The 16,849-nt window shown below is 60.5% G+C and carries 14 protein-coding genes; 8 read left to right on the top strand and 6 right to left on the bottom strand.

Annotated features, from left to right (window positions below; translation table 11 throughout):
• Positions 1 to 348: 348 nt before the first annotated feature.
• Entirely contained in the window at positions 349 to 1,239 is an 891-nt protein-coding gene (locus tag NKJ76_RS03150; protein WP_352536756.1) for a LysR family transcriptional regulator, read from the bottom strand.
• A 151-nt stretch (positions 1,240 to 1,390) separates the two neighbouring features.
• Here NKJ76_RS03150 and NKJ76_RS03145 point away from each other — a divergent pair, with 151 nt between their 5' ends.
• Both NKJ76_RS03145 and NKJ76_RS03140 read left to right on the top strand, forming a co-directional pair.
• Positions 1,391 to 1,774 (top strand): DUF1330 domain-containing protein, encoded by a 384-nt coding sequence (locus tag NKJ76_RS03145; RefSeq protein ID WP_023748057.1) that lies wholly within the window; start codon positions 1,391 to 1,393, stop codon positions 1,772 to 1,774.
• 100 nt (positions 1,775 to 1,874) lie between these two features.
• On the top strand, positions 1,875 to 2,717 hold the full coding sequence (locus tag NKJ76_RS03140) for an SDR family oxidoreductase (protein ID WP_352536755.1): 843 nt from the start codon (positions 1,875 to 1,877) through the stop codon (positions 2,715 to 2,717).
• A 130-nt stretch (positions 2,718 to 2,847) separates the two neighbouring features.
• Here NKJ76_RS03140 and NKJ76_RS03135 read toward each other — a convergent pair whose 3' ends face one another.
• Positions 2,848 to 6,219 carry a DEAD/DEAH box helicase gene (locus tag NKJ76_RS03135; protein ID WP_352536754.1) on the bottom strand — a complete coding sequence of 1,124 codons (3,372 nt, stop codon included), beginning with the start codon at positions 6,217 to 6,219 and terminating at the stop codon, positions 2,848 to 2,850.
• A gap of 268 nt (positions 6,220 to 6,487) precedes the next feature.
• Here NKJ76_RS03135 and NKJ76_RS03130 point away from each other — a divergent pair, with 268 nt between their 5' ends.
• From NKJ76_RS03130 to NKJ76_RS03120, 3 genes are all read left to right on the top strand, one after another.
• Positions 6,488 to 7,327, top strand: coding sequence for a Crp/Fnr family transcriptional regulator (locus NKJ76_RS03130; protein WP_245259912.1), 840 nt, complete (start codon positions 6,488 to 6,490; stop codon positions 7,325 to 7,327).
• 19 nt (positions 7,328 to 7,346) lie between these two features.
• Positions 7,347 to 7,583, top strand: coding sequence for a DUF6894 family protein (locus tag NKJ76_RS03125; protein ID WP_023725511.1), 237 nt, complete (start codon positions 7,347 to 7,349; stop codon positions 7,581 to 7,583).
• Positions 7,584 to 7,786: 203 nt separating this feature from the next.
• Complete coding sequence (locus tag NKJ76_RS03120) at positions 7,787 to 7,963, top strand: hypothetical protein (protein ID WP_023725512.1); 177 nt, start codon at positions 7,787 to 7,789, stop codon at positions 7,961 to 7,963.
• Between the two features lie 168 nt (positions 7,964 to 8,131).
• Here the strand turns inward: NKJ76_RS03120 and NKJ76_RS03115 are convergent, their stop codons facing one another.
• From NKJ76_RS03115 to NKJ76_RS03100, 4 genes are all read right to left on the bottom strand, one after another.
• Positions 8,132 to 8,524 (bottom strand): response regulator, encoded by a 393-nt coding sequence (locus NKJ76_RS03115; RefSeq protein ID WP_023668021.1) that lies wholly within the window; start codon positions 8,522 to 8,524, stop codon positions 8,132 to 8,134.
• A gap of 242 nt (positions 8,525 to 8,766) precedes the next feature.
• Positions 8,767 to 9,297 carry a DUF1003 domain-containing protein gene (locus NKJ76_RS03110; protein WP_023739561.1) on the bottom strand — a complete coding sequence of 177 codons (531 nt, stop codon included), beginning with the start codon at positions 9,295 to 9,297 and terminating at the stop codon, positions 8,767 to 8,769.
• Between the two features lie 20 nt (positions 9,298 to 9,317).
• Positions 9,318 to 10,376 (bottom strand): alpha/beta fold hydrolase, encoded by a 1,059-nt coding sequence (locus NKJ76_RS03105; protein ID WP_023739562.1) that lies wholly within the window; start codon positions 10,374 to 10,376, stop codon positions 9,318 to 9,320.
• Positions 10,377 to 10,504: 128 nt separating this feature from the next.
• Positions 10,505 to 10,759, bottom strand: coding sequence for a hypothetical protein (locus NKJ76_RS03100; protein ID WP_023696347.1), 255 nt, complete (start codon positions 10,757 to 10,759; stop codon positions 10,505 to 10,507).
• A 221-nt stretch (positions 10,760 to 10,980) separates the two neighbouring features.
• Here NKJ76_RS03100 and NKJ76_RS03095 point away from each other — a divergent pair, with 221 nt between their 5' ends.
• The 3 genes from NKJ76_RS03095 (at position 10,981) to NKJ76_RS03085 (ending at position 16,666) form a co-directional block, all read left to right on the top strand.
• Complete coding sequence (locus tag NKJ76_RS03095; RefSeq protein WP_352536753.1) at positions 10,981 to 14,133, top strand: GAF domain-containing protein; 3,153 nt, start codon at positions 10,981 to 10,983, stop codon at positions 14,131 to 14,133.
• A 379-nt stretch (positions 14,134 to 14,512) separates the two neighbouring features.
• The gene (locus tag NKJ76_RS03090) at positions 14,513 to 15,481 is read left to right on the top strand and encodes a manganese catalase family protein (RefSeq protein ID WP_023691426.1); all 969 of its coding nucleotides are present in this window, start codon (positions 14,513 to 14,515) and stop codon (positions 15,479 to 15,481) included.
• Between the two features lie 135 nt (positions 15,482 to 15,616).
• Positions 15,617 to 16,666: a chemotaxis protein CheB gene (locus tag NKJ76_RS03085; protein WP_023681123.1), complete on the top strand. Its 1,050-nt coding sequence runs from the start codon at positions 15,617 to 15,619 to the stop codon at positions 16,664 to 16,666.
• Positions 16,667 to 16,849 lie beyond the last annotated feature (183 nt).

The following is a 16,849-nucleotide window of genomic DNA, read 5'->3' as shown; positions in this document are numbered from 1 at the left end:
GCAAAATGTCTTTGACGGCAGCGCTGGCGGTCTTAACTTCAGTCTTGGTCATGGTGGCGTTCCTTCGCGGGAATCAGGTGACGTGAACAATCACCAGCCTGCCGTGACCGCCCCCTCTCAGCGAATTTGCAGAACTCTCAGCACACTACCCGGCCGCCCACAGTGCACCATTCGCACCGATGGCCCGAGCCAAGCTGCGGCGGCAACGCTGAGATGATACTAGGCAGTGAACTCATAAATTGGGGAGACTGGGATCGGTGGGAAACGGGCGCTCCGGACTTCCTGTACTGGGCGGCTTTGATAGGCGCCATGGTCGTCGAGGTCTGGCGATCCTTATTTCAATCGCACTCAGTCGCGGTAGCGCAGCCTTTCCAGCGCGAGTGCGAAAGCCGGCGAGTGTTGGCGCCGGCTTGGATAATACAGGTGATATCCCGGCCGAAGGGGGCACCAGTCCTCAAGAACGCGCACTAGGCGACCCTGTTCGAGTAGGTAGGTCACTAGATCCTCGGGCAGATAGGCGAGCCCGAACCCTTCAAGGCTGGCCTGGCAGATCATCGCGAGGGTGTTGAAGGCGGCGTGTCCGTGAACGCGCACCTTCAATTCCCGCCCCTCCTTGCGAAACTCCCACGGTGCAAAGCCGCCTGTGGGCAGTCGCAGGGGTATGCATGCATGATCGGCAAGATCTTCAGGCGTGACCGGACGGGAGCGGCTTACAAAGTATGAAGGCGCTACCACAACCGCCATGCGGAAGTCTGGCCCAATGCGCGCCGAGATCATGTCCTTATCCACCTGTTCGCCGAGCCGTACACCCGCATCGAAGCGATCGGCCGCAATGTCAGCCAAGCCGTAGTCGTGGATAATCTCGACCCTGATGTCGGGATAGTCGCGCATGAGCCCGACCATGGCGGGCCAGATGATGGTCTCGCCGGCATGCTCCACGGTGGTGATCCGGACTGTACCGGCCGGCTTGTCGCGCAGGGCGCTGAGGGCGGCAATCTCGCTTGCGATCTCATCTAACTTGGGAGCGATGCTTCGAAACAGGCGATCCCCCGCTTCGGTTAGCGAGACGCTGCGGGTCGTGCGGGTCAGCAGCCGAACGCCGAGGCGCTCTTCCATCGTCCGGATCGAATAGCTCAGGGCAGACTGCGACACGCCGAGGATGGCGGCCGCCTTGGTGAAACTGCGCTCGCGGGCGACGGCGATGAAGGTCAGGAAGTCATCCAGACTATCGCGACGCATTCATCAATCCTACTTCTAAGCCCATGCAGATTATACCACCTAATTGCATGTCGCTAAAGGAGCTAACTTCCTGACTCAAGGCCAGACGGTCAACCGGAGCAACTCTCCGCGCAATGCCTACCGTCCCACTGGCCCACTGAAGGAGAACAATATGAAGAAGGTAATCGTGGGCGCGCTCGCCGCCCTCACCATGATCGTGAGCCCGGCCGCCTTTGCTCAGCAAGCGACGGGCGTCGCTCCCCGCGCCTACATGATCGGCAGCTATGACATCAAGGATCAGGCGGTGTTTCAGCAGTACATCGAAGCGGCGTCGCCGCTCGTCACCAAGTATGGCGGCCGCGTGATCGTCTACAATCCCAATGTCACTGCCATCGAAGGAAGCTCGAGATCGGTGATCGCCATCGCCGAGTTCCCGAGCCTTGCTGACGCCAAGCGCTACTACAACTCGCCGGAATACACAGCGGCCCGGCAGTTTTTTACCAGGTCGACCGAAGGATTTCGCATCATCACCGAAGGCGCCGGCCTTCCGCAGTGACGCAGTCCGCCGGCGGATGGATCAACATGGGGATCAGTCCCTGCTGGCCATCGCGTCCAAATCCGGGGCCGAGCTGCGGCCTAGAGAACAGGAGCCCAATATGAGTGTTTGGTTCATCACCGGCGCAGGCCGGGGCCTCGGTCTGGATATCGCCAAGGCCGCATTGGCGGCGGGCCACAAGGTGGTGGCAACCGGCCGCAACACGGAAAAAGTCGCAAGGGCCGTGGGAAACGCCGAGAACCTCCTTATCGTCAAGCTGGACGTGACGAGCGCGGCCGACGCCGAAGCCGCTGCCCAGGCCACGTTTGACCGGTTTGGCCGCATCGACGTGCTGGTCAACAATGCGGCGAGTTTCTTTGCCGGGTACTTCGAAGAGTTGACCGCCGAACAGATGCAACTGCAGCTCAGCACCAGCCTCGTCGGACCCATGAATGTGACGCGGGCCTTTCTGCCAGCGATGCGCAAGCAGCGGTCCGGCAGGGTCATTTCGATCTCCTCGACGGCCGGGCTAATGGGTTTCGAGTTCTGCACGGCCTATTCAGCCTCGAAGTTCGGCCTCGACGGCTGGATGGAGGCGCTGCAGACCGAAGTCGTGCCGTTCGGCATCGAGACGATGATCGTGAACCCGGGCTTCTTCCGCACCGAGCTTCTCACGGAAGAGTCGACCAACTATGCCGCCCCCTCCGTCGAGGACTACCATGAGCGGCGGACGGCGCAGATCGCCTTCTGGCGTTCTCAGAACGGCAAGCAGGGGGGTGATCCGGCCAAGCTCGCGCGCGCCCTGATCGCGCTCACGTCTGGGGACGTGCTCCCCCAGCGTTTCCTTGCCGGTACTGACGCCATTGCGACGGCAGAGCAGAAGATTGCCATTCTGCAGCAGCAGATCGGTGCCTATCGCGAGCTCTCGAGTTCCCTCACCATGGACGAGAACGGCCGCAACTAACGACCCCTGCGGAACATCCGGACTTGCGGTACTGGTGGCTGAACACCACTGGCACTGCAATTCCGAGGTGAAGACTCGTGGCTGCGGCACTCCCATTGTCGTGCCGCCGCCGGTGGAGAGAAAAGGCTAGTCAGATCTCGTGCTTTGGCTGAGCTGCACGTATGGCATCAAGCGCTAAGCGAACGGCGTCGACGCCAGAGACGCCGGGCGGGATCGGCCTGAAAATCAGGCGGCCGTTCCGGTACTCCAGGCCCAACGCCTTGCTGTTCCGCCATTGGGACGCCGACGGCTTGTTCCGAAGGGTGATCGCGATGGCCTCGGGACCCAAATCGACTTTGCCGATGCCCAGTTCCGACGCTGCTATTCGCAACCTGGTAAATTCCAGCAAAAGGGCTACTTCGCCAGGCATGTCTCCAAAGCGGTCCTCGAGCTCTTCGCTGAATGTATCGAGGTCCGGCTCCGAACGGATGCGGGAGAGCCGCGCATAGAGGCCAACACGCACCGTAGGCTCTTCGACATAGCTCTTGGGAAAAGCGCCCTTTCCCGAACCGTTGATCTCGGCAAGTTGCTTGTCGAAGTCGGCCCCTCCGCCAGCCGCCGAGATCGCCCGCTCCAGCAAGTGCTCGTACAAGCCCACTCCGATCAGCTTCATATGCCCGGCCTGGTCTTCTCCGAAAAGATCTCCGGCGCCACGCAGGTCGAGGTCCCTTTGACTGATTGCCAGGCCGGAGCCGAGCCGATCGAGCGCAAGCATCGTCGAAAGCCGGGCCCTGGTGCTGTCGGCCAGTTCAACGCCAGGCTGGGTCAGAAGAAACGCAACAGCCTGCACCGCCCCCCTTCCGACCCGGCCCCGCAGCTGGTGCAACTGCGCCAGACCGAACCGGTCGGGGCGCCAAACGATGATGGTGTTGGCCCGCGGCACATCGAGGCCGCTCTCGATGATGTCGGTGCTCAACAAAATGTCGCCATCACCGTCGGCGAATCCGACCATGACTTCGTCCAGCTGTCTCCCCTTCATTTCACCATGCGCCGTCTTGACCTCGAGTTCCGGCACCAGTCTGTTCAGCTGGTCACAGGCCGGGGCAATATCCTCGATCCGCGGGATCACGAAAAAGCTCTGTCCACCCCGGTGAAATTCACGCAGAAGGGCCGCGCGCACCGATGCTGGATCGAACGCTGCCAAGATCGTGCGAACGGGACGTCTTTTGGCGGGCGGAGAGTTTAGAACGCTGACGTCCTGGATACCCGACAACGCCGATTGCAGCGTCCGGGGTATCGGTGTGGCGCTCATGCTCAGCGTATGGAGGCGAGGCGCCATGGTCCGCAGGGCCCGCTTCAACTTGACCCCGAACCGGTGCTCCTCGTCGATCACCAGCAGTCCAAGATTGGCGAAGGTGACGCTCCTGGACGCCAAGGCCTGGGTACCCACAACGACCGCAACCTGGCCGCTCCGCAGACCCTCTTTTGCCGCTCTCGCGTCCGCTGCCCCGACCATTCTTGAAAGGTGGGCGACCTGCAGGCCGGTTCCTGCGAAGCGGCGGCTGAACGTCTCATAGTGCTGCCGTGCCAACACCGTTGTCGGAGCTATGATAGCAACCTGTTTCCCGCAGAGAGCGGCGGCGGCGCAAGCACGCAGGGCGACCTCTGTCTTGCCGAAGCCGACATCGCCGCAGACGAGCCGGTTCATTGTCCTTCCGGAGGAAAGGTCATCGAGCACAGCGAGGATGGCGGCCGCTTGGTCGGGCGTCTCCGTATAGGGAAATTTCGCCGCAAAACGAGCCAAGTCCGTGCGGGAGGGCTTCATGATCTCGGCAGGCTGGCTGGACCTGATTTTGGCAAGACCCAAGAGGCGCTTGGCCAGCCTGTCGATCTCGCGCAACGCAGCTTCGCGTCGCTTCGGCCAGCCCTCGCCGTTGAGGCGATCAAGGGACACTGCCTCCGGTTCCGAGCCGTAGCGCCATATTCGTCCAAAGTCGTCGACCGGAACCAGCAAGGAAGCCCCGCCATGATATTCGAGCCTGACGACATCCTGTTGCTGGCCAGCCAACTCGACCTGTTCGACCGCGGCGAGCACGCCCAGGCCATGGTCTTCATGGACAACGACATCGCCAATGCGCAACTCGGGTTCGAGTATGCCCGTGGTCGCGCTCCCGTTCGCCTTCAACGCGGGACCAAACAGGTCGGATGCGGCGACCAAGGCGATATTGGATTGCGCGTCGACAAACCCTTCGTCGAGGACGAATTCAGCCTTGATAAGAGAGCCCCTTGCGGCCGAAAGTATTTGCGGCAAGTCGGCCGCTTCCTCTGCCCGCCGGCCTAGTCTCCTATCGAGCAGGCGATCTGCTCGCTGCAATTCAGAGGCATCGCCGGTGAACACTACTCTGACTCCGGCGCTCGTCTGCCTTGTGACGAATTCCGCGAAATCATGCCCGGGTCGGGCCTGGCGGAAGAATTTGGGAACTCCCACGGCAGAAACGGCAAGTCTCACGCAGCAGCGGTTAAGCAGAGCAGCGTCCCACTCTTCACGGGATAGGTAAAATCGTCCCGGCAAAGGTTTTTTCGTTCCGGCTGCCTCCTGCCTGGCACGACGTGCATCCTCGACCAGATCCAGAATTCTGCCGAGCGGCTGCCCGTCGGTCCCTTCAAGGAAGGAGATCGAGGCGCTGGAAGCCGCATCGAAGACGGATGGCATAGCGCCATACGATGCGACCAGGCGCTCTTCCATCGACGTCGCGCGCATCGCTGTCAGCTCAGGATGCTCACCAGCTTTAAAGATCAGCTCGGATGCCGGTCCGACAGTAACCGAGTCTCGAACCTGATCGCTGAGCTGACTGAGCGGGTCGTAGGTCTTGAGCTGGCCGATGCAGGCATCGGGACCAACGATGATGCGAACGGGGCCATCCGCGCCAGCAGGGAAAATATCGATGAGATCGCCCCGAAAGGCTATCTCACCCGGTTCGTCGACCCTCTCGTCGACGACATAGCCAATGGCTTCGGACCTGGTTCTGAAATCGTCACGGTCGAGCTTTTGGCCTACCTCCAGAATTGTGAAACCGCCAGCGATGACGGGAGCAGGCGGCACCCGCTGCAGAATGGCTTCGAGCGACATTACAGCGATGCGCGGGCGATCCGGCTTCGTTGCGATCTCACGCAACGCACGAAGCCTTCGCCCCATATTGGCACGTGTGGGCCACACCCTGTCGTAGGGCAGGCAATCCCAGGACGGCAGCAAGATGATATCCGCGTCAGGCAGGAACTGACGCAAGGCGCCGGCGATCTCCTCGGCACTGCGTTCCGAGGGAGCTATATGGACGATGTGCTTATCCCGACTGGTCTCCAGCCCACGGGCCAGCGCTACCGCGATTGCTGAGGATGGCGGTCCGCCGTGCTCTATCGCAAACCCGCTGTCATCCGTGTGATCGATTTGTTCGACATCCGTCCGCGAAATATGCCTGTTCACTGAAATCTCACCTTGCCACTGAGACAACGTCAGCGGAGCCACCCCGTTCCTGGTGGCGCATCAAAGAGTTCCAGGACTGGCTGCGGGTGCAGCCCTTGAAATTGGGGGGAGCGACTGGGTCAAAGCTGCGCCGTGATCGGCGAACTCCTGGGGCTGGCTGCCCAGCGGGACAATTTCTAACCGAGCCTATGTCATAGGTTAATGCATTGCTGCCTGGCTCACCTATGGCTGTCCTAAAAAACTGGTGCTTGGATCATTCCGGGATCTTCAACCACCCTCGACGCTGGCAAAACGCCCCAGGCACGGGACCATGCCGCACGGCGGCGCCTTCTGCCGCCGCGCATATGTCCCCATGCCAATCGGAACTTTTGGCGCGGATAATAGTTCGATCACCAACATCAGCCAGGTAGTCAATTTGTTCCCCACCTCATCCTCGGATGTACTCATTCGCAAGCTTCAGACCATCTCGGATCTTCGAGAGGCCGACATCGGCGTTCTGAAAGGCATTCCGATCCAGGAGAAGGAATATTCGGCCAACCACGATCTGGTGCGTGAGGGCGACCGTCCTGTTTACTCGTTTATCGTTCTTGATGGCTTGGTCGGTTCCACCAAACATACGGGCGAAGGAAAGCGACAAATCACATCATTCTTCGTCGCTGGCGACATTCCTGATCTGCATGGGCTGCATCTGTCGGTCATGGATTGTAACTTCTCGACCCTTACGCCGGCCCGAGTAGGTTTCATGCGGCATGACACTCTGCGTGCCGTTTGCGACCAGCACCCTCGCATCGCCACCGCTTTTTGGCGGTCGACGTTGATAGATGCCGCGATTTATAGGGAGTGGGTCATCAATGTGGGAAGACGCGAGGCATACACCCGCATGGCTCACATCCTTTGCGAACTGATTTTTCGCTTGCGCTCCATGGGGCGCATTGAGGATCACGTGGCGGATATTCCCATTACCCAGGCGGCCCTTGGCGATGCACTGGGTTTGTCCACGGTCCACGTCAACCGGATGCTCCAGGAACTACGACGCAGAGGCCTCATTGCCACCTCGGGATCAAAAGTTCACGCACTGGACTGGGCCGGCCTCACTCACGCAGGAGATTTCGACACGACCTACCTGCACCAAAGGAACCCCGCAGATTAGCAGTGACGGAAGCTCTCCGATGGCACGATTTTTCTTCGACAGCGGCGATGGCGATCTCATCTTCGAGGACGAAATAGGTGTCGAATGCGCTGGCCTCGAAGAGGTCCGCCGCGCGGGATTCGAGGGCCTTGTCGACCTCACGAGAGAGTCACTGAAGAGCGTCGACGGGCAGCAATTGTTTATCGAAGTGCGTGATGAAAACGGCGCCAAGATTTTGCGGCTGAGCCTCTCGCTTCGGGTAAAATCGATCGCTTAAATTTGCACTCTACGCTCAGCGTTAGGCGCGCGGATTGAGACTGCAAACATCCACTGGCATGTCGTTGTCTCAAAACCAGGGCCACTTTTGAGCGACATACATTAACCCATAGATTGTGCCTCGATTCGCCTCGATTTGTGTACAGGACGGGGAACCATCAAAGAGCCGCCGAGTTCGTCCAACGGACAAGCTCGGGTTCTAACATGGAAGAAATCGGCAAGGCACAACAAAAGGTCATAGCCCGCCTCATACGGCAGTGGATTTCATCGGACGCCAATCGTCGCCAGCTTCGCCAGTTGCTGGATCTGCCGACAGATACGGACATGCCCAGCGAGCATCGGTCATTGCTTGACGAACTCGACCGAAAGCTCAACCAATGAGCGCCCCTGCTTTCGGGAGGGCTCCCGAGTGGATGCGAGCCGGTGGCGAGGGGAAGGAGCTGAGGTCGACATCTGGTTGAGGCCGCCGGCCCAAGCAGACGCGAACGCTTTACGCCGGACGGCGCCGATTGAATGTTCCGTGGTTTTCGTGGAGCCGCGGTCCGATTCCTAGAGGTGAGTTTCTGCACCTTGCTGCGCGTTTAAAAGTTGAGAAACGGCAGTTATGATCTGCGGCAGAAAAAAGGGCTTGGTGATCATTATGCTGTTGGGCACACCTTCCGCTCCCCAGTGTACCGCGCTGTCGCCACTGATATAGACAACCGGGATGGTCGAGTTGGACCTTCGCAAGTGCCGAGCGACCTCCCACCCCGACTGTCCTGGTCCCAAACGGATGTCCGTGAGTACGGCCTTGAACTTGGTCGGATCGGGGTCGAAAGCCGCCAGCGCCTCGGCGGCACTCCGAGTGCCGACCACCTGGAAGCCGGCCTCCTCCAAAGCTGACTCGAGGTCGAGCAGGATCATTGTCTCATCTTCGACGATCAGAACAGCACCTTCGCTCATCCGGAATCTCCCCAAGCCGCCACCGCTAATACGATTTCGGCGTCAACTTGGGTCCATCTGACCCGCAGCAGCCTTTTGGCTATCGAAGCTCTACGCTGCCTCGATTGCGCGGCGGACTTGTGACGTCGGGAAGCCACCCTGGAAAAGGCCGACACCGGCTTAGCTGCTTCGACAGCCTTGGCAATGAGGCTGAATTACAGGTTGTAGCCGACGCTGAACCGTCGCCGACGAGGTCGCTTTGATCAAGCGTTCTCCTGATCTTCAGAAGCTTGCTGGATTTGCGTCATCACCTTTTGGGGATCGACATTCTCGGCGAGTTCCGGCAGCTCTTTGTCGGCCGGGGTCGAGATATTCAGACGCGCCGTCAAGGCAGCCACCATCTCGATCAGCCGCGTGGTTTCATGTTCGTTTAGAAGGCTGATCTGCAAATCCAGTTCGGCTCGGCGCTCGCTGTGTGCGGCCATTCTGTTCTGATTGATCAGCACGAAAGTAGACAGGAAGATTGCCTCAACCGAGGCGACCATGGCCAGGATCACGAAAGTCGGGTCCCAGGCTGGGACGGCTGGTATCGCGCCAAGGTTCGCGAGGACCCAGACGACAAGAATTGCAAGGTGCAAATAGACGAAAGTCATGCTTCCCGCGAAGCGCGAAACAACGCCGGCGACCCACGCTTGAACACCTTGGTGCTCCTCTTGCTGTCGCCTGTGCTCGACCAGGGCCTGTATGTTCTGGTGGAGCACCGACTGCATGTCGGCTGGACGTTGGTCGCTCATTTGAAAGCCCCGTTTGGAGATCATTCCGTGCAAGCGGCGTCGCTTATCGCCGGTGGCTCCCGCGAGGCCGGATCTGCCTTGAACTCGTCGGCACGCGACTTGGGTCGCTGCCGACGGCCCGCTTGGAACAAGGCGTGCCGCCCTGCAATGGTGTGCACCATGCCAACCACGGCTTGCGGGGCGCTCTGATGAACCATATGGCCGGCGCCCGGAACCACCTCAAGGAGAGACCTACCGACTTCCGCGTGCAAGCGTCGTGCATCGCGTTGCGCGTCGAACAACCGGTCCCCGGATCCCGCCATGATGCCGGTGGGCACGGCAATGTCCCTATAGTTGGCTTTTCCCAAGAGGGACGCGGCCAGCATCGATGCTGTCTCCAGAGAAACCGCCCGCAGTTGGGAAGGGCGGCTGGCGACATCTTTGGCCAGTGCGGCGAAGTCGCTGGCGACGACGGCGGGTTTAAAGATCTTCTCCATTGCCCAATGCCAGGCAAGCCTTACAAGCGGGGGCAGCAAGGTGTGACGAAACGCGGTGCCGATCACAGGCAATGCAGGGAGTGCGGCCAGTGCAAGATCCAGCCGCGGTGACGGATAGTAGTAACCCGAGACCAGCACGATGCCGGCGACCGATGGAGAATGCCTTCGCGCCAACTCGAGGGCGATCCAAGCTCCCCAGGAATGTCCAAGCACGAGGTATTTCTCTATACCCAGCCCGCAGGCGGCGGCATGTATAAGGTCGGCTTGGTCGCGAGCGGACCAACGCCGGCCGCGCGGCCGTGAGCTTCGCCCAAAACCGGGACGATCAAATGCAATCACCCGGTAGGTCTTTGCCGCCTCATCGAAGATGCCGCTCGACTTGAAATCCTCCGCCATGGATCCATTGCCATGCAGGAGAAGCAGCGGCATGCCGGTTCCGGCTTCGATAAAATGCAGGCGCAGACCATCGATCTCCATCACACGTCCGCACGCCCGGCCGGCAATCGCACGTTTGGCGCGGATGGCGTTGTATGCCGCCAGCGCCGCCAACGAGGCCGCGAGCAACCCGGTCGCGAGTTTCGGTCCATCTCTGTCGAACGCCATGCCCGTGCCTGTTGGAAACTATCTGCCGACCCCAACTCTCGGGGCGAAAGCTTGTTCCGCCAGACAAGACAACGCTGTACAACCGGCTCAAGCGGCTAAAGTAGGCCTTCTCCATGGAGTTGGGACCGTTAAGCCTGGGCAGCGCTGCTGCCTCCCAGTTTCCAATCACCCTGCCAACGTGCGCGCACGGCAATCATCAGCATGGCCGCTTCCGTCATCCCGGTCTGGAAAAGTCTGACCAACTCTCTCGCGATGGATTCTGCCGCGGTAGTGTCCGACGAAATCTCAAATTCCTCACACAGCGCGTCGAAAACCGACCGAAGCGTTTTCAGGTCGTCTGGATAGAGAGCGTCCGTATTCGTAAGAATGGGTCGGTCAAGCATCAAACGTCTCCAAACGAGTGAAGTGCGGTTCGGGCACCCAGCCAGCGGGAGCTCGTCAAGTGCCCGCTGGTTTCCCCCTTTATCCGCCACAGCGCGCCAAGCTGTCATTAACCTATGACCGGTGCGGCGTGTTCGGCTGACCGGCCCGCCAAAGAAACTGCCGTCCTGCGGGGAACTCTTGGCCGCAGACTGCATTTAAGTCCGGGCAAAACGGGGGCGAAATGGGGGCCACTTCAAGCAATCCGCGATCTGAACTGCAGCGCTTCGAGCTTTTGGCAGCGCTGGGCGACCGTATTCGCGAGATTACGGATCCCGCAGAACTGGCCTACGCAGCCGCGGAACTGCTGGGGAACCATTTTGGCATCAGCCGAGCCGGATACGGCACGATCGATCTAGAGAAAGAAACGATCACCATCGACAGGGACTGGAACGCGCCAGGCATCAAAAGCCTGGCTGGGACGCTGAATTTCAGGAACTACGGCTCGTATATCGAGGATTTGAAGCGAGGCGAAACCGTTGTCTTTGAAAACGCCGAGACAGATCCGCGAACCAGCGGCCATGCGGAGGCACTCAAAGCCATCAGCGCCCAATCCGTCATCAACATGCCCGTCACCGAGCATGGCGGGCTGGTGGCGCTGTTATACCTGAACCACTCCGCGCCCAGACGCTGGGCGACGGAGGAAGTAGCCCTCATTTCGGCAGTCGCGGACCGGACGCGTACGGCGATAGAACGCCTTCGCGCCGAACTGGCCCTGCGTGAGAACGCCGAACGCCTTGCTTTTCTCGACCGCCTCGGCAGGGAGATAGCCCTCGCGGCCGACGCCGATGCTGTCATGCAGATCACCACTCGGCTCCTCGGCGAACATCTTGGCGTCTCGATTTGCGCCTATGCCGACATGGAGCAGGACCAAGACCATTTCACCATCCGCGGCGATTGGAGCGCACCTGGCTCGCCCAGCATCAGGGGATATTACAGTCTTGCCGATTTCGGTCGCCTGGCTGTCACCAATCTCAGCGCCAACAAGCCGCTTATCATCAACAACAACCTTGAGGAAATTGCTCCCGAGGAAGCGAAGACCTTTCAGGATATCGGGATAACGGCAACCATCTGTATGCCTTTGGTCAAACAAGGCCGACTGACTGCCCTGATGGCCATCCACGACAAGCAGCGCCGCGTCTGGTCGCAACGCGAACTGTCCTTGCTGACCGAGGTGACGGAGCGGTCCTGGGCTCACATCGAGCGCGTTCGCTCGGAGCAGGCGGCACGGGCGAGCGAGGAGCGGCTGAGGCTTGCCACCGACGCGGCCGCTATCGGCACCTGGGATTACGATCCCATCAGCGGAGTGCTGCGTTGGGACGACCGGTGCAAAGCCCTTTTTGGTTTGCCGCCGGACGCGGAGGTGACATATGAAAGCGCCTTCCTGGCGGGCCTCCACCCGGAAGATCGCGCACGGGCCGACGAGGCCGTACGCCAGTCGCTCGCGCCGGGCACCCCCTCCCGCTACGACATCGAATACCGGACGATCGGCCTTCGGGATGGCAAGGAGCGCTGGATTGCCGCAACGGGGGAAGCGCTTTTCCAGTCCGGCCGTGCGATCCGCTTCATCGGCACCGTGGTCGACGTCACCGCGCGAAAGCGGGTGGAGCATCAGCTTCAGTTGATGAACGCCACTGCGGCAGCCGTGGCGGCCGAGCTTGACGTAGAGCGAATTGTCCAGACGGTAACCGATGCCGGCGTGGTGCTGTCGGGCGCACAATTTGGAGCTTTCTTCTACAATGTGATCGACGACAAGGGCGACAGCTATGTGCTCTACGCCCTGTCGGGGGCACCTCGTTCTGCTTTCGAAAACTTTCCGATGCCGCGCAACACCGCGGTGTTCGAGCCCACTTTCCGCGGAACAAGCGTGGTGCGTTCCGACGATATCCTCACCGATCCGCGCTACGGCAAGAACTGGCCCCGCAAGGGAATGCCGGAGGGCCATCTGCCGGTGCGTTCCTATCTCGCCGTGCCGGTCGTCTCGCGTTCGGGCGAGGTGCTGGGTGGCCTCTTCCTTGGCCATCCAGAAATCGGCGTCTTCGCCGAACAGCAAGAGGCGGCCTTGCTGGGGCTTGCGGGCCATGCCGCGACGGCAATCGACAACTCCCGACTGTTCAAGGCGCTGCAGACACTCAACGGCACGCTCGAACAGCGTGTCAAAGATGAAGTAGCGGAACGCGCCAGAGCAGAAGAGCACCTGCGCCAAGCCCAGAAGATGGAAGCTGTCGGACAGCTCACCGGTGGCATCGCGCACGACTTCAACAATATGCTGGCCGTCATCATCGGCGGCCTGAACCTTGTGCAGCGCAAGCTCAGAAACGGCGATACCAACGTCCACCAATTCGTAACCGGCGCGATCGATGGAGCACAACGTGCCGCAGAACTTACCAGGCGACTGCTCGCCTTTTCCCGCCAGCAACCACTGGCGCCGAAGCGGCTGAATCCAAATCGCCTCGTCTCCGGTATGAGCGAATTGCTGAACCGGACGCTTGGCGAGACCATTCAGATCGAGACCGTGCTCGCTGCGGGCCTATGGCACGTCGAGGCCGACGCAGGGCAATTGGAAAGCGCGCTGCTCAACCTTTGCGTCAACGCAAGGGATGCCATGCCTGCTGGCGGCAAGCTGACGATCGAGACATCAAACGCCCACGTCGACGATCGCTATGCCAGGGAGAACGCGATCCCCTCCGGCCAGTATGTGATGATAGCGGTCACCGATACAGGAACGGGCATGACTGCTGATGTTGTCGCAAGAGCCTTCGATCCGTTCTTCACCACCAAGGGGGTCGGCAAAGGCACCGGGCTGGGACTCAGCCAAGTCTATGGGTTTGTTCGCCAGTCCGGCGGCAGTGTGAAGATCTATTCCGAGCAGGGCATCGGAACCACCTTGAAAATATATTTGCCGCGCTCGCACCACGGCGTGCTCGACAGCCAAATCGACGTCGTGGCAGGCGAGCACCCCGGCTGTGCAGACGAGATCATCATGGTTGTCGAGGATGAAGATCGCGTCCGGCTGATGGCGGCGGAAGCGCTGCGGGAACTGGGCTACTCCGTGCTGGAAATGCAAGGCCCACGCGACGCGCTGGTGGCCGTCGAAAGCGGGCAAGTGCCGTCGCTTTTGTTCACCGACGTGGTGATGCCGGAGATGTCGGGCCGGGAGCTGGTGGATCAGGTCAAGACAATGCACCCGTCGCTAAAAGTGCTCTACACCACCGGCTACACACGAAATGCGATTGTCCACAACGGCACGCTCGATTTCGGAACCGAACTTTTGACCAAGCCCTACACGATCGACGAATTGGCAGAGAAAGTCCGGAAGGTGCTGGATCGAAAGTGAACGGGCAACAGTCCGCGACGCTCGCCGTGTGACCGAACCCGGCGTTTGCCGCGTAAGGTGTGCGGCGAAACGGGCCGAAGGTGTCGACACCGACATCGTATTAATATGGCCCGGCTTCACTTTTCCGAGCCAGTATCCCTCCAGATTTTGTCTACCTCTTGCCCATCCGCGGCCTTGCTCATTGCCGTGATGGCGCAGCACGATCGAAATCTCGTTGCCGCCGGTCACCAGTCGGAGAATCCCGGCGAGAAATAAATGCCGCCTCTGGCTCCCTGCGATGCTCAACACTGAAGCTGCCGTAAAAATGCTCGCTGGCCGATGGCCGGATGGAACAATCATCTTGCGGGGATGTTCGGATGATCTAACCGGAGAGATGTCCATGTTCATGCACAACAAGCGCCTGCAATACACCGTTCGCGTCTCGGAGCCGAATCCTCGCCTGGCCTGCATGATCATGGAACAGTTCGGCGGCGCCGATGGCGAGCTTGCAGCGGCCATGCGCTATTTCACGCAAGGGCTTGGCGAGGACGATCTTGGCCGTCGCGACATGTTGCTCGATATTGCGACCGAAGAACTCAGCCATCTCGAAGTGGTGGGATCAATCGTCACCATGCTCAACAAGGGGCTCAAGGCACAGCTGGCCGAGGGCCAAATGAAGGAAGCGGACCTTTACCTGATGATCGGCGCCAGCGGCACAACAGCCAAGGAATCAATTCTGTTCGGCGGCGCTCCCGCGCTGTGCGACTCAGCCGGCGTTCCCTGGACCGCGGCCTATGTCGACTCGCGCGGTGAACCTACGGTGGATTTGCGGTCGAATATCGCCGCCGAAGCCCGCGCCAAGATCGTTTACGAACGCCTCATCAACATCACCGACGACCCGGGAATCAAGGACGCGCTCGGCTTCCTGATGACCCGCGAGATCGCGCACCAGAAGTCGTTCGAGAAAGCACTCTACGCGATCGAAAACAATTTCCCTTCCGGCAAGCTCCCAGGCGTAGAGAAGTACGCCAGCATGTATGTCAACACCTCTCAAGGCGACGGCGATGTCGCTGGCCCATGGAATTCCGGCGAAGAGTGGGATCGGATCGATGACCTTGAAGAGGTGATGCCCGTCGACGGCGGAGACGGCCTGGCAACTGTCAAGCTGGGGGCCAAAGACCTGAAGGTGGTGGCCAGGATGGCCGACCGTACGCTTTCCGATCCGGCTTCCGATCCGACAACAGGCGCTGATCTAGGAGCGGGCCCGGGAGCTGGCCGTACCAAGAACGCCGATTTCGGCGGCGCGGCAAGCATTCAGGAGGCCCCGGCCGTGGCAGAGGCTGCTGTCAAACGCGCACGTAGGCGTTAGTACAGAGCCGACGCGGGCATCTATGTTCCGCGATGCGGCCGGAAGCTAACACCGACGAAGGCAGGGCGCCCGACCAGCAGCGGACTGGCCGGAGCGCTCGCATCGACATCTGTGCTGAATGTGGGTGAAGCAACCATGGCCACCGCCGCACCACGATCAGATTCGGAGCGTGCGGGCCAGCCGGACAAGGTCCGTCCCGACGGTTGCGAGAACCGGTGCATCGTGACAATCGGAGCATCGGCCGGCGGCGTCGACGCGCTGAAGAGACTTGTCCGCGACCTTTCGCCGGACATCCCGGCGGCTCTCCTCGTCGTACAGCACGTTGGTCCCACGAGTTACCTCGGCGACATTCTCGGTCGCGCTGCCAACATGCCCGTTGCAAATGCCTCCAACGGCATGAAGGTTAAAAACGGGCACATCTTCGTTGCACCGCCGGGAGCTCACCTTCTGTTACACGACGATCATATGCTGCTGCGGCGCGGGCCGCGCGAGAACCTGGCGCGCCCCGCCATCGACCCCCTGTTTCGATCGGCGGCCTGCAGCTTTGGCGGCAGCGTGATCGGCGTCGTGCTCACAGGCAGCCTCTCCGACGGCACCGCCGGCCTGCACGCAATCAAGATGTGCGGAGGCGTCAGCGTAGTCCAGGACCCCGGCGACGCCGCAGTACCCGACATGCCGCTGAGCGCCTTGCAGAATGTGGAAATCGACCATTGCGTCCCTCTGTCCGAAATGGCTGGCCTGTTGCACAGGCTTGCTTCCGAAATCGCAGGACCGACACCAGAAATCCCGTCCGGCATCCGCCTTGAGGCAGCGATTGCAGCTCAGGAGCACAGCACAATGGAACTGACCGAAGGCCAGCTTGGCGCCCCCTCGACATTTGTCTGCCCCGAATGTCATGGCCCCCTATGGGAGATAGAAGACGGGCCGATTACCCGTTACCGCTGCCACACCGGACATGCGTTCGGGGCAGACGTTTTGATGCAGGCCCAGGCTGACGATGCGGAACAGGCGCTTTGGAGCCTTCTAAGAGCGCACCAGCAGCGGGCTGAGTTGGCGAAACGTACGGCAAAACGCGAAGCCGCGCGGGAAAGACACAGCCTGGCCAGCCAAATGGCTGCGCGGGCCGCGGAATACGAAGCCGACGCGAAACTTATTGAAGAGATCATCCATCGTCGAACGCCGTGACAAGGCAACAGGGTTTGTCAGGCGGGTACGTCTGCGCTGTCCCGATCGCGGTTTTCCCGGATCAGCCGCGTTGCCTCATTGCTTGGCATGTGGCCACGGGTGTCCAGGTCCCATGCTTTGATTGAACACCTGCACCCAAATCCAACCGCATGAATTTTATGCAAAGCAGGAACATAGAAGCAT

It is taken from the genome of Mesorhizobium sp. M0029, from assembly GCF_040323735.1.
Taxonomy (GTDB): Bacteria; Pseudomonadota; Alphaproteobacteria; order Rhizobiales; family Rhizobiaceae; genus Mesorhizobium.
The sequence above is the reverse complement of the archived record's forward strand: the minus strand, read 5'-3'. Positions and strand labels throughout refer to the sequence as shown.

Bases quoted from the DNA above. Each gene is read 5' to 3' on its own strand.
- NKJ76_RS03150 (WP_352536756.1), bottom strand. From the start codon at position 1,239: ATGCGTCGCGATAGTCTGGATGACTTCCTGACCTTCATCGCCGTCGCC.
- NKJ76_RS03145 (WP_023748057.1), top strand. From the start codon at position 1,391: ATGAAGAAGGTAATCGTGGGCGCGCTCGCCGCCCTCACCATGATCGTG.
- NKJ76_RS03140 (WP_352536755.1), top strand. From the start codon at position 1,875: ATGAGTGTTTGGTTCATCACCGGCGCAGGCCGGGGCCTCGGTCTGGAT.
- NKJ76_RS03130 (WP_245259912.1), top strand. From the start codon at position 6,488: ATGCCGCACGGCGGCGCCTTCTGCCGCCGCGCATATGTCCCCATGCCA.
- NKJ76_RS03125 (WP_023725511.1), top strand. From the start codon at position 7,347: ATGGCACGATTTTTCTTCGACAGCGGCGATGGCGATCTCATCTTCGAG.
- NKJ76_RS03120 (WP_023725512.1), top strand. From the start codon at position 7,787: ATGGAAGAAATCGGCAAGGCACAACAAAAGGTCATAGCCCGCCTCATA.
- NKJ76_RS03115 (WP_023668021.1), bottom strand. From the start codon at position 8,524: ATGAGCGAAGGTGCTGTTCTGATCGTCGAAGATGAGACAATGATCCTG.
- NKJ76_RS03110 (WP_023739561.1), bottom strand. From the start codon at position 9,297: ATGAGCGACCAACGTCCAGCCGACATGCAGTCGGTGCTCCACCAGAAC.
- NKJ76_RS03105 (WP_023739562.1), bottom strand. From the start codon at position 10,376: ATGGCGTTCGACAGAGATGGACCGAAACTCGCGACCGGGTTGCTCGCG.
- NKJ76_RS03100 (WP_023696347.1), bottom strand. From the start codon at position 10,759: ATGCTTGACCGACCCATTCTTACGAATACGGACGCTCTCTATCCAGAC.
- NKJ76_RS03095 (WP_352536753.1), top strand. From the start codon at position 10,981: ATGGGGGCCACTTCAAGCAATCCGCGATCTGAACTGCAGCGCTTCGAG.
- NKJ76_RS03090 (WP_023691426.1), top strand. From the start codon at position 14,513: ATGTTCATGCACAACAAGCGCCTGCAATACACCGTTCGCGTCTCGGAG.
- NKJ76_RS03085 (WP_023681123.1), top strand. From the start codon at position 15,617: ATGGCCACCGCCGCACCACGATCAGATTCGGAGCGTGCGGGCCAGCCG.